This window comes from Marinobacter sp. V34, from assembly GCF_055524115.1.
On sequence record NZ_JBUPZY010000006.1, the window covers coordinates 38,556 to 50,653 of the forward strand.

General features: G+C 57.6%; 10 protein-coding genes. 8 read left to right on the forward strand and 2 right to left on the reverse strand.

The window, feature by feature from the left end:
- Nucleotides 1–5: 5 nt before the first annotated feature.
- Complete coding sequence (locus AC0B60_RS11280) at nt 6–1,808, reverse strand: acyl-CoA dehydrogenase (RefSeq protein ID WP_465085905.1); 1,803 nt, start codon at nt 1,806–1,808, stop codon at nt 6–8.
- 125 nt (nt 1,809–1,933) lie between these two features.
- On the opposite strand from AC0B60_RS11280, the gene AC0B60_RS11285 reads away from it, so the two are divergent.
- Nucleotides 1,934–2,929, forward strand: a complete 996-nt coding sequence (locus AC0B60_RS11285; RefSeq protein WP_465085906.1) for a GlxA family transcriptional regulator — start codon at nt 1,934–1,936, stop codon at nt 2,927–2,929.
- A 113-nt stretch (nt 2,930–3,042) separates the two neighbouring features.
- Nucleotides 3,043–3,207: a hypothetical protein gene (locus AC0B60_RS11290; RefSeq protein WP_465085907.1), complete on the forward strand. Its 165-nt coding sequence runs from the start codon at nt 3,043–3,045 to the stop codon at nt 3,205–3,207.
- Between the two features lie 89 nt (nt 3,208–3,296).
- Here AC0B60_RS11290 and AC0B60_RS11295 read toward each other — a convergent pair whose 3' ends face one another.
- A complete protein-coding gene (locus AC0B60_RS11295; protein WP_465085908.1) occupies nt 3,297–5,351 on the reverse strand; it encodes an FAD-dependent oxidoreductase in 2,055 nt (684 codons plus the stop codon).
- A gap of 122 nt (nt 5,352–5,473) precedes the next feature.
- Between AC0B60_RS11295 and AC0B60_RS11300 the strand changes: the two genes are divergently transcribed.
- The 6 genes from AC0B60_RS11300 (at nt 5,474) to AC0B60_RS11325 (ending at nt 12,059) form a co-directional block, all read left to right on the forward strand.
- Nucleotides 5,474–6,286 (forward strand): crotonase/enoyl-CoA hydratase family protein, encoded by an 813-nt coding sequence (locus AC0B60_RS11300; RefSeq protein ID WP_465085909.1) that lies wholly within the window; start codon nt 5,474–5,476, stop codon nt 6,284–6,286.
- Between the two features lie 314 nt (nt 6,287–6,600).
- Nucleotides 6,601–9,408, forward strand: a complete 2,808-nt coding sequence (locus AC0B60_RS11305) for a monovalent cation/H+ antiporter subunit A (RefSeq protein ID WP_465085910.1) — start codon at nt 6,601–6,603, stop codon at nt 9,406–9,408.
- Nucleotides 9,408–9,791, forward strand: coding sequence for a Na+/H+ antiporter subunit C (locus AC0B60_RS11310; protein ID WP_465085911.1), 384 nt, complete (start codon nt 9,408–9,410; stop codon nt 9,789–9,791). The genes AC0B60_RS11305 and AC0B60_RS11310 overlap by 1 nt, the downstream gene beginning before the upstream one ends.
- A complete protein-coding gene (locus AC0B60_RS11315) occupies nt 9,788–11,305 on the forward strand; it encodes a monovalent cation/H+ antiporter subunit D (protein ID WP_465085912.1) in 1,518 nt (505 codons plus the stop codon). The genes AC0B60_RS11310 and AC0B60_RS11315 overlap by 4 nt, the downstream gene beginning before the upstream one ends.
- Nucleotides 11,305–11,793, forward strand: coding sequence for a Na+/H+ antiporter subunit E (locus AC0B60_RS11320; protein WP_465085913.1), 489 nt, complete (start codon nt 11,305–11,307; stop codon nt 11,791–11,793). The genes AC0B60_RS11315 and AC0B60_RS11320 overlap by 1 nt, the downstream gene beginning before the upstream one ends.
- A complete protein-coding gene (locus AC0B60_RS11325; RefSeq protein WP_465085914.1) occupies nt 11,790–12,059 on the forward strand; it encodes a K+/H+ antiporter subunit F in 270 nt (89 codons plus the stop codon). Before AC0B60_RS11320 ends, AC0B60_RS11325 begins: the two co-directional genes overlap by 4 nt.
- Nucleotides 12,060–12,098 lie beyond the last annotated feature (39 nt).

Here is a 12,098-nt window from a genome sequence, read left to right on the forward strand (position 1 = left end):
CAGTTTCAGAACCACTCCGGTTTCATGTTCATGCAGGTATCGTCCTGGTTGCGGAGCAACACCAGATCCTGTGCCACGGTGGGCAGTTCCCAATGGAAGAAGTACTGGGCGGCCTGCAGCTTGCCCTGGTAGAAGCTCCTTTCTTCATCACTGTTGGCAGAGCCGAGGGCCTTGGCGGCGGCATTGGCCTGACGCAACCACATCCAGGATACGATGATATGGCCGAACAGGTGCAGGTAGCAGGAGGCGTTGGCCAGAATCCGGTCGGGATCTTCCGACATCAGGGATTTACCCAGGCTCTGGGTCACTTTTACCGCTTGCTGCAGGGTTTCGCTGAGGGACAGTGCCCATTGCTGGCAGCGATCGGTGGTGGCAGCTTCCAGGTCCACCTGCATTTCCTGCATCAGAAGCTGCAGGCCGTAGCTCTGGTCCTGCCAGATCTTGCGGCCCAGCAGGTCCAGTGCCTGGATGCCGTTGGTGCCTTCGTGAATAGGGTTCAGGCGGTTATCCCGCCAGCACTGCTCCACCGGGTATTCCCGGGTGTAACCGGCGCCGCCATAGACTTGGATAGCCAGGTCGTTGGCCTTGGGTCCGTACTCGGAAGGCCAGGCCTTGATGACTGGGGTCAGCAGATCCAGCAGTTTGCCGGCTTCCATCCGTTTCTGCTCGTCCGGATGGGTGTGCTGGTCGTCCATCAGGCGTGCGCCGTATAGGCACAGCGCCAGACCACCTTCACTGTAGGCTTTCTGAGCCAACAGCATGCGTCGCACATCGGCATGTTCAATGATGGGAACCTGAGGCGCTTCCGGGTTCTTCTCCGATGGCTTGCGGCCCTGCAGGCGGTCCTTGGCGTATTCCAGGCTGTGCATGTAGCCACGATAACCAATCACGGCTGCGCCAAAACCGACGCCGACCCGGGCTTCGTTCATCATCTGGAACATGTACTTCAGGCCCTGGTGGGGCTCCCCCACCAGATAACCGTGGCAGGGGGCATCGTCACCAAAACTGAGTGCCGTTGAAGTGGTACCACGGTAGCCCAGCTTGTGAATGAGGCCCGCCAGGTTCACGCCGTTACGTTCTGTGGCGTTGCCTTCGTCATCCACAATGAATTTCGGCACGATAAACAGGGAGATGCCTTTTACGCCTGCCGGGGCACCTTTAACCTTCGCCAGTACCATGTGAACGATGTTCTCGGTGAGGGACTGCTCGCCACCGGAAATGTAGATTTTGGCGCCTTTGATCAGGTAATGACCGTTTTCAGTCGGCGTGGCGGAGGTGCGGATATCGGCCAGTGATGAGCCGGCATGGGGCTCGGTCAGGGCCATGGTGCCGGTGAAGCGGCCGCTGAGCATGTGTGGCAGAAAGGTGCTTTTCTGCTGGTCGTTGCCGAACACGCGGATCAGGTTGGCGGCGGCGGTGGTCAGGAACGGATATCCGGCTGTGCCCGGGTTGGCGGCGGTGAAGAAGCCGTTGCACGCTGCCATGACAGATTCCGGCAATTGCATGCCTCCCAGGTCGTAATCGTAGCGTCCGGCGATGAAACCTGCATCGGCGTAGGCGTCAAAGGCTTCTTTGACTTGGGGAAGCATTTCTATCTGGCCGTCGACGAATTTAGGCTCGTCTTTGTCGGCGGCGCTGTTGTGGGTGGCGAATTTGTCTCGGGCGATTCTGTCGGCGGTTTCGATGACGGCGTCGAAGGTGTCGCGGCTGTGTTCGCTGAAGCGCTCGCGTTCGCTGAGGCTTTCGGTGTCGAGTACTTCATAGAGTTGGAACGCCAAGTCACGGCGGTCAATCAGGGTGTCGGTCATTTCGGGTCTCCTGTTTATGGCGTATAGCCTCTCATACGGTTGTTTTGGTTGAAACCGGCGTTAATGACATAATCATGGTTGAAATTGCCACTTTCTTTTATTCTCAGCCCTGATTTGGAGTGGGTATGCGAACGGTTTCTGTAGTTGGTTTTGACGGTGCGCTTGCCAGTGCGATTACCGGCGTTATTGATCTGTTTCGCCTTGCGGGAGTGACCTGGGCGCGCATCAACGACACGCCTCCGGAGCAGGAATTCACCACTCAGTTGCTGACCGAGGGCGGTAGGCCCTGCCGGTGCATCAATGGGATTACGTTGATGGCCGATGGGGACTGGCAGGACATTCCCACCGGCTATCCGCAGGCGGATCTGGTTATTGTGCCAACGATTGGCGCGCCGATTGCGCGGGTTCTGGAGGCCAATCCCGGGCTGGTTGACTGGCTCAGTGGTTTCCAGGAAGCACCCTCTGGGGAGGTTCGGTTGGCCAGTAACTGCACTGGGGCGTTTCTGCTGGCGGAGGCAGGGTTGCTGGAGGGGCGTCAGGCGACGACCCATTGGGGGTTCAGCAACCAGTTCAGAAAACGCTTTCCCGGGGTAGACCTGCAGCCGGAAAAGCTGATTACAGTGGATGGGCACATTGCCTGTGCCGGCGGTGGTATGGCGTGGTGGGATCTGGGGGTATATCTGGTGGAGCGTTATGCCGGGGCGAAGGTGGCGCGGGAGCTTGCGAAAGCGTTTGTGATTGATGCTGGGCGGACAAGCCAGGCGCCTTACGGTGCCCTGCAAGCTCGGCGCTACCACTCCGATGCGGCGATTCTGAAGCTGCAGGATTGGCTGGATGCGAATCATACCAAACCGGTGACCCTGCAAGCCCTTGCCGTATTGGCCGGCTTAACGGAGCGTTCGTTGATTCGGAGATTCAAGGCGGCAACGGGGGACACCCCCACTGGCTACCTGCAAATCCTGAGAATCGAGGCGGCCAGGCAACATCTGGAGAACTCGCGGGTGGCGGTTGAAGAGGTCACGCGGCTGGTGGGATATGAAGATGTCAGTTCGTTCAGCCGTCTATTCAGGAAACATACTGGTCTGGCACCGGGTAGCTATCGGGCGAGGTTTGGCAGATAGCCGCCCGGACGCGCTTTTGGCCCGAGTTATGCTTAGGTATTGCTACAAGGCCAAAAGCCGAAGCCAAACGTAAAAATTACTGACACAGGCCACTTCCTGTGGAGGGCAATACCATGAAAGCACCACACAAGAACCAGCAATGCGCACTGCTCAATCGTCTTTATGATATGAAGCAGAAACAGCTGCTACAGGCCAGCCAGCAGGCCGATAGCCTTCGCTACAGGGTTCTGTCCGCCGAGGCCGACGCTATCAGCGAGGCCCTGAAAGCCATTCGGTAGACAACAGTCAGTTATCCTGACAGCAACTGACTGTTATTACTGCGAGACTGATCAGGGCGATCACTTTGTGACCAATTTTGTCCACTCGGTCAAATCCTGGCAGCCACTTCCGTTCCCTGACGAATCGCTCGTTTGGCATCCAATTCTTCCGCCACATCCGCGCCACCGATCAAATGGGTCTGAATGCCCCGATTCACCAAATCATCAAACAGCACCCGGAACGGCTCCTGGCCGGCGCATATGATGACATTGTCCACGGCCAAAACCTTGCTCTCGGTAACCTTGCCCTCCTTATCCGACAGAGTGATGTGGAGGCCGTCATCGTCAATCTTGTCGTAGCTGCAGCCCCTCAGCATCTCAACGTCACGATGTTTGAGGCTGTTGCGGTGCACCCAGCCAGAAGTCTTGCCCAGACCACCGCCGACTTTGCTGGTTTTTCGCTGCATCAGGTAGATCTTACGGGGTGACGACGTGGGCTTGCGCTCGGCCAGGCCACCGGGCCCATCAAATTGCGGATCAACGCCCCACTCAGCCTGCCAGTCTGCCATGCTGACTTGTTCTCCCTCGGGGTGATGACCGAATTCATGGGTTAGGAACTCGCTGACATCGAAGCCGATACCACCGGCACCTATCACCGCTACCGACGGACCCACGGGCTTGTTGTGGCGGAGGACATCAAGGTAACCGAGTACCTTCGGATGGTCGATACCATCGATTCCGGGCGTCCGCGGCTTCACGCCCGTGGCGATGATCACGTCGTCAAAGCCCTGTTCTCCCATCGAGTCTGCATCCACGCGGGTATTGAGTTTCAGTTCAATGCCCAGGATCTCGATCTGGCGCTGGTAATATCGCAGCGTTTCATAGAACTCTTCCTTGCCGGGAATGCGTTTGGCGTAGTTGAACTGGCCACCAATCTTGTCGTCCGCTTCAAACAGCGTCACTTTGTGACCCCGCTTGGCAGCCGTCGTCGCTGCAGCCAATCCGGCAGGGCCAGCTCCGACCACCGCCACGCGACGGCTGACCGGAGCCACCGTCAGTACCAATTCGGTTTCGTGACAGGCGCGCGGGTTCACCAGGCACGAGGCCCGCTTGAGCTGAAACACATGATCCAGGCAGGCCTGGTTGCAGGCAATACAGGTGTTGATTTCGTCACTGCGGTTCTGTTCGGCCTTGCGCACAAATTCTGAATCCGCCAGCAACGGCCGCGCCATGGACACCATATCGGCCTTGCCCGCTGCGAGGATTTCCTCGCCTTTCTCCGGGGTGTTGATGCGGTTGGTCGTGCACACAGGAATGTCCACTTCGCCGTAGAATTTGGCGGTCACATCTGCAAAACCGCCCCGTGGCACCGACGTCACAATCGTCGGCACCCGGGCTTCATGCCAGCCGATGCCGGTATTGATAATGGTGGCGCCGGCTTTTTCGATGGCTTTGCCCAACTGCACCACCTGATCCCAGGTCTGCCCACCTTCCACCAGGTCCAGCATCGACAGGCGGTAAATGATAATGAACTCGGGGCCAACCGCTTCACGCATCCGGCGAACGATCTCCACCGGTAGCTGCATGCGGTTCTCGAACGGACCGCCCCATTTATCGGTGCGTTTATTCGTACGCTCACACAGGAACTGGTTAATGAAATACCCTTCCGATCCCATAACCTCAACGCCGTCATAACGGGCCAGCTTCGCCAATTTTGCGGCGTTGACGAAGTCATTGATCTGCTTATCGACGCCCTTGGTGGAGAGCGCACGGGCCTTGAACGGCGTAATCGGCGCCTTGGTGGCCGAGGCGGAGACGCTGAACGGCTGGTAACCGTAGCGACCGGCATGAAGCAGTTGCAGGCAGATCTTGCCGCCGGCGTCATGAACTTCACTGGTGACATGACGGTGAAGCATGGCGGTGCCACGATGGTTCATGGTGGACGCCAGAGGCGAAAGCTGGCCGACGAAGTTGGGTGAAAATCCTCCGGTGACCATCAACCCCACGCCGCCTTCCGCACGCTCGGCAAAATAACGGGCAAGCTTGTGGATGTTCCAGAACCGGTCTTCCAGGCCGGTATGCATGGAGCCCATAAGCACGCGGTTTTTTAACTCCGTGAAACCCAGATCAAGGGGCTTCAGCAGGTTCGGGTAGGCTGCGGTCATGTTGTTTCTCTTTGTCTGGTCATCTGGTCATCTGATCGTCTCGTCTCATGCGGACGTTTTCATCAGGAGGCAACATGGTAGCATAGCGACCTACGACTAACGTATGACATGGAACCCACACTATGAGCGCACGCGATTCTGAACGGGTATTGATCACGATCGAGGACGGTATTGCCATCGTGACGCTGAACCGGCCGGAGAAATACAATGGCCTCGACATGCCCATGTTCGAGGCGATTACCAGGGCGGCCAAAACCCTGAAGAAAGACCGCAGCGTGCGCGCCATCATCCTGAACGGTGCCGGGGAGGCCTTCTGCTCCGGACTGGATGTAAAGACCGTGTCGAAGAACCCGGTAAATTTCCTCAAGCTATTGGTCAAGCCCGGCCGCAGGATCAGCAACCTCGCCCAGGATGTCGGCTATTTATGGCGGGATGTACCGGCACCGGTGATTGCCGTAACCCATGGTTACTGTTTTGGCGGTGGCTTCCAGATTGCGCTGGGTGCCGATTTTCGGTTTTCCACCACGGACTGCGAGTTTTCCATCATGGAGAGTAAGTGGGGCCTTATACCGGACATGAGTCTGACGGTGACCTTACGGGAACTGATACCCATCGATCTCGCCAAGGAACTGACCATGACCGCACGTCGGTTTACCGGAACTGAAGCAAAAGCCATGGGCCTGGTCAGCCGTGTAAGCGACGACCCTATGGCAGAGGCGATAAACTTCGCCCGGGAACTGGCCGAGCGCTCGCCCGATGCCGTAGCGGCGAGCAAGCTGCTGTTCAACAGAAGCTGGAGTGCCACTGACAAGGTGGCACTGGACTGGGAAACAAAGCTGCAGAAAAAAGTCCTTGGACGGGCCAATCAACGAATTGCGATCGCCCGCAACTCCGGATCTCCCGACAAACCCTTCCAGGACCGCCGTAATTTTTGATCTGAACGCGGATAAATGGTCAGCGTACTTGACCTGCGTAGACGGCCACGTATCATCAGCCAGGGTAAATGATTATCGGAGCAATCATGACGACCGCAAGGTCCCTGGCTAATACACATCCCGGTTTTTCACCGGTCGCTGCTGATGCAAAGAAGCATCGCGGCAGCTTACCCTACTTCCCGGATCCACCCCATCACTGCTGATATCCTGGCCACCATTCAAATGGTTGCCCGTGCAAGCACGGACACCGGGGGCTAAACTCAGGCAACACTTGCATCTCCATCCATAAAGAAGAAAGCCAATAAGAGGTTGCGATGTCGCTACCGCTGGTCGTTTTACTGCCGTTTCTGGGAGCCCTGGCGGCCCCACTGTTCGCCCAGGGCGGACGCACGGCAATTGCTGTAATTTCCTGTGTCCCGGCCATCATTGGTTTGGCGGCACTATACCCCCACTGGGCAGTCCTCGCCGACGGCGGCATCGTGCAGCACACCACTGAGTGGCTACCAGCCCTCGGACTGTCTTTCAGCTTTCGTCTGGACGGCCTGTCGCTGCTTTTTACGCTGCTGATTCTGATTATCGGGCTGCTGATCATCCTGTACGCCCGCTACTACCTGAAGCCACACGAGAACGTCGGTAAGTTCTACGCGCTACTTTTATGTTTCAAAGGCTCCATGCTTGGCATTGTGTTGTCGAGCAATCTCCTGCTAATGGTGGTGTTCTGGGAGTTGACCAGCCTGACATCGTTTCTGTTGATCAGCTTCTGGACCCATAAGAAAGACGCCCGCCGCGGTGCAAGGATGTCGTTGGCCATCACCGGTGGCGGCGGCCTGGCACTGCTGGCCGGCATTCTGCTGATTGGTAACATCGTAGGCAGCTATGAATTGGAAGACGTTCTCGCCGCCGGAGAGCTGATCAAGAACCACAGCATGTACCCGGTGGCACTTACCCTGGTGCTGCTGGGCGCGTTCACCAAGTCCGCACAGTTCCCGTTCCATTTCTGGCTGCCCCACGCCATGCAGGCGCCGACGCCTGTTTCAGCCTATCTGCATTCAGCCACCATGGTGAAAGCAGGCATCTTCCTGATGGCACGGCTGTACCCGGCCCTCGCCGGCACCGAACAGTGGTTCTACATGGTCAGCTTTACCGGCATGGCCACACTGCTGATTGGCGCCTATGTCGCCATGTTCAAGCATGATCTCAAAGGCCTTCTGGCCCATTCAACCGTCAGTCATCTTGGCCTTATTACTCTGCTATTTGGTATGGGTACCCAACTGGCTGCCGTCGCCGCGGTGTTTCACGTCATCAACCACGCAATATTCAAGGCGTCCCTGTTTATGGCCGCCGGCATTATTGACCATGAGACCGGCACCCGGGACATGCGAAAGATTAACGGTCTCTGGCGCTACATGCCGCATACCGCCACGCTGGCCATGGTGGCGGCATCGTCAATGGCGGGCGTACCTCTGCTCAATGGCTTCCTGAGCAAGGAGATGTTCTTCGCCGAAGCGTTGGAACTGAATCTTCCAGGCCTGTGGGCCTATCTGCCGCCGCTTGTTGCAACACTGGCCGGCATATTTGCCGTTGCCTATTCGGCACGGTTCATCCACGACGTGTTTTTCAACGGTCGGCCCGTCAATCTGCCTATCTTTCCGCCCCATGAGCCACCGAGGTACATGAAGATACCCGTTGAGATCCTGGTCTTCGCCTGCCTGATGGTGGGCATGTTCCCGGCTTTCTCCGTAGGCCCACTGCTCTATGCCGCAGCGTCGGCCACTCTCGGCGGAGACGTTCCCGAGTATCACCTGACAGTTATTCACGGCTTTAACCTGCCACTGCTGATGAGTTTTGTAGCCTTCTTCGGTGGTCTGCTGATGTATACACAGCGCCAGCGGTTTTTCGATTTCCATGCCCGTTTCAAGGAAATTGATGAAAAAGCGGTTTTCGAAGCCATTGTAAGCCGGATTTCGGATACCGCCCATACAGTAACGGCCTACATCGAGAACGGCTCGTTGCAGCGCTATGCCATGCTGCTGATCATTAGCGTGATTGCCGTCGCCGTGCTCCCGCTCTGGGACCTGGGGATTTCCATTGGCAGCAACGGGCTCAGCCCCGTGGACTGGCCTACGCTTATCGGCGCTGCCATCCTGGTCGTTGCGGCTCTGGGTACGGCGGTCGTGCATCGTGACCGATTCTTTGCGTTGGTACTGCTCAGTGTCGTCGGGCTTCTTGTTGCGCTCGGTTTTGCCCGTTTCTCAGCTCCGGACCTGGCGATGACGCAGTTGTCGGTTGAAGTGGTGACGATTGTCCTGCTCATGTTGGCGCTGTACTACATGCCTTCCTGGACGCCCATCGAAACGCCGAAAGGCCGCCGCATCAGGGATATTCTGATCGCCGGTGCGGCCGGTATCGGCATGACGCTCATTACTCTGGCCATGCTGACACAGCCATTTACGTCAATTTCGGAGTTTTTCCTCGAGAACAGCAAACCCGGCGGCGGCGGCACTAACGTGGTCAACGTCATCCTCGTGGACTTCCGTGGTTTCGATACCCTCGGTGAGATCACGGTGCTGGGCATTGCGGCACTGGGTATTTACGCCATGCTGCGCAATGTCGCCCTGACCCCGCCTCCGGGTGATGGCCAGGGCCATCCCTGGACGCGGGATGCGTACCCGATGATGCTGCAGCAGATTGCCAGGCCGATGCTGCCACTAGCTCTGATGATCTCCGCCTACATATTCCTGCGCGGCCACAACATGCCTGGTGGCGGTTTCATCGCCGGTTTGATCACTGCCGTGGCGCTGATCCTGCAATACATTGCCAGCGGGATGTCCTGGACCCAGGACCGTATTTCAATCCGCTACCACAACGTTATCGGCCTGGGGCTGCTGTTTGCACTGATCGCCGGGGCCGGCAGTTTCGCGTTCGGCTATCCGTTCCTCACATCCACGTTCGACTACGTCTACTGGCCAGTGGTTGGAAAATTCGAGGTAGCCTCAGCGCTGGTCTTTGATCTCGGCGTCTACCTGACCGTTATCGGCGCCACACTTCTGGCGCTGACCAGCGTCGGTCGCCTGTCGCCCCATTCGGCTATCAAGAGTACCCACTACAAGGAGGGCTCATAATGGAGCTTGCATTCGCGGTGGTCATCGGGGCTTTAACGGCCTCCGGGGTTTACCTGATGCTCAGAGCCCGCACCTTTCCCGTTGTTGTGGGCCTGACCATGCTGTCTTATGGCGTTAACCTGTTTCTGTTCTCGTCCGGACGGCTGGTGACCGGTGGCCAGCCCATCATCGGCAGCGCGGAAACCTATTCCGACCCCCTGCCCCAGGCACTGGTGCTGACCGCCATTGTGATCGGTTTCGCGATGACCGCCTTCGTGGTTGTGCTTTCCTTGCGCAGCCTTGCCGACAACAGCGACGACCATGTCAACGGCCGCGTGCCAGAACAGGACAGCACTCCGCCGGAGCAGGAAAAGGAACAGAAGCAGGAGGGCGCCAACACATGAATCACTGGCTGACCGCTCCCATACTGATTCCGCTGATCGGCGGCATATTGCAGGCGTTTATGGGGTACGCTCCCATCGCTTTAAGGCGGACGCTCGCCATTGCCACCACGGTACTGATGCTGGTAGCTGCAATCGTCCTTCTTGTTCTCGCTGACGACGGTAGTTATCGCATCTACGCTTTCGGGAACTGGCAACCGCCGTTCGGTATCGTACTGGTGTTGGACAGGCTTGCCGCTCTGATGCTTGTAATGACCGCCGTGCTGGCGTTGTTCTGTCATGTATATGCGATCGGTGGCACCGATGAGAACAGCCGTCAGTTCCACGGACTGTTTCTTTTTCAGCTACTGGGTCTGAACATCGCTTTCCTGACGGGGGACCTGTTCAACCTCTTTGTTGCGTTCGAGGTCCTGCTGATTGCCTCCTATGGTCTGCTGATGCACGGCGAAGGCACCAGCCGAACCGTTCCCGGCCTGCATTATGTGGTATTGAATCTCGCAGGCTCCGCCGTCTTCCTGATCGGCGTTGGCATGATTTACAGCGTAACGGGAACGCTCAACATGGCAGATCTGGCCGTCAAGATTCCGCAGGTGGCCGAAGAGAACCTTCCCCTGGTGAAAGCCGGTGGCATGATGTTGCTGGTGGTGTTCGGCCTGAAAGCCGCCATCCTGCCGCTATGCTTCTGGCTGCCCGGAGCCTATTCCAACGCCACTGCACCGGTCGCAGCCCTGTTTGCGGTCATGACCAAGGTGGGTATCTACGCCATTATCCGCGTCTTTACCCTGATCTTTGGCAGCCAGGCAGGTGAGTTGGCCGGCCTGGGTATGAACTGGCTTTTCCCATTGGCGCTGATCACCCTGACCATGGGCGTCATCGGGGCCCTGGGCGCCGCGAGCCTGAGGAAGCTGATTGCCTGGCAGGTGATTATCTCAGTCGGAACGCTGCTCGCCGCCATCTCGTTTGGCACGGTAGCTGGCACATCCGCAGCACTTTTCTACCTACTTAACACAACCTGGGTGGTCGGTGGCCTATTCCTGGTAGCAGATCTCGTTGATGGTCAACGTGGCAGTGCCCAGGACAAAATTGTCACTGCACCACGGATCGCCAACCGCACCTTCCTGAGTGTTCTCTTCCTTATGGGGGCTGTGGCTGCCGTAGGCCTGCCGCCACTCAGTGGATTTTTTGCCAAGTTGCTGATTCTCAAGTCGGCGGTGACCGAGTCGGATGTTGCCTGGCTCTGGAGCGTGTTGTTGATTGGCAGCTTTTTCACGCTGATCGCCTACAGCCGCGCAGGCAGTATCGTGTTCTGGCGCAATGTGGAAGGTCATATTGAAGAACCTCAAAAGCTGACCCCATCCCTATCTGTGTCGGCGAGCGCGTTGGTTTCGTTGAGCGTCGTGATCGTTATCCTGGCCGGTCCAATCAGCCGCTACGCCGAAGATACGGCGGCACAGCTCCATGACACCAGCGCCTACACCGAAATCCTGAGCACACCCATGGTTGGGGAGGAAAAGTAATGCTTGACCGCCTGAGCTTTCCGCACCCATACCTCAGCCTCAGCCTATTTGCCATCTGGCAGTTCCTGAGTGACGGCATTTCTGGCGCCAGTGTTGTCTTGGGGCTGGTTCTGGCCTGGATGATCCCACAGCTGACCCGTGGTTTCTGGCCGGACCCTCCGTTCGTAGCGCGTCCCTGGAAACTGCCGCCGTATCTGGTCATCGTCCTCTACGACATTGTAGTCTCCAGCATCTCCGTCGCCCGCCTGATACTGAGCGGCCGCGCCCCCAAACCGATGCTGGTGTCCTATCCTCTGGAGCTGACACACCCCCTGGCTATTTCCATGTTGGCCAGTACCATTTCCCTGACACCGGGAACCGTCAGTGCCGATGTCAGTGACGACAGAACGTTACTGCTGATCCACGCCCTTGACGCAGAGAGTGACGACGAGGTGATCAACGCGATTCGCACCCGCTACGAGGCGCGCCTGAAGGAGATGTTTCAATGATTACCATAGCGCTGTACATCACCATTGCCATGGTTGTCCTGGCTGCGGTGCTGAACGTCTATCGACTGATCAAAGGGCCGGACGCACCGGATCAGGTACTGGCTCTGGACACTCTGTACATCAACGCCATCGCGCTGATTGTTTTGCTCGGAATAACGCTGGGCACACGCCTGTACCTGGAAGCCGCACTGCTGATCGCGGTGATGGGCTTCGTTGGTACAGTAGCGATGGCCAAATATCTGAAGCGCGGCAGCGTGATTGAATAACCAACAAGGCAAGCACCCTGTGACCAGAGGTTTCCCATT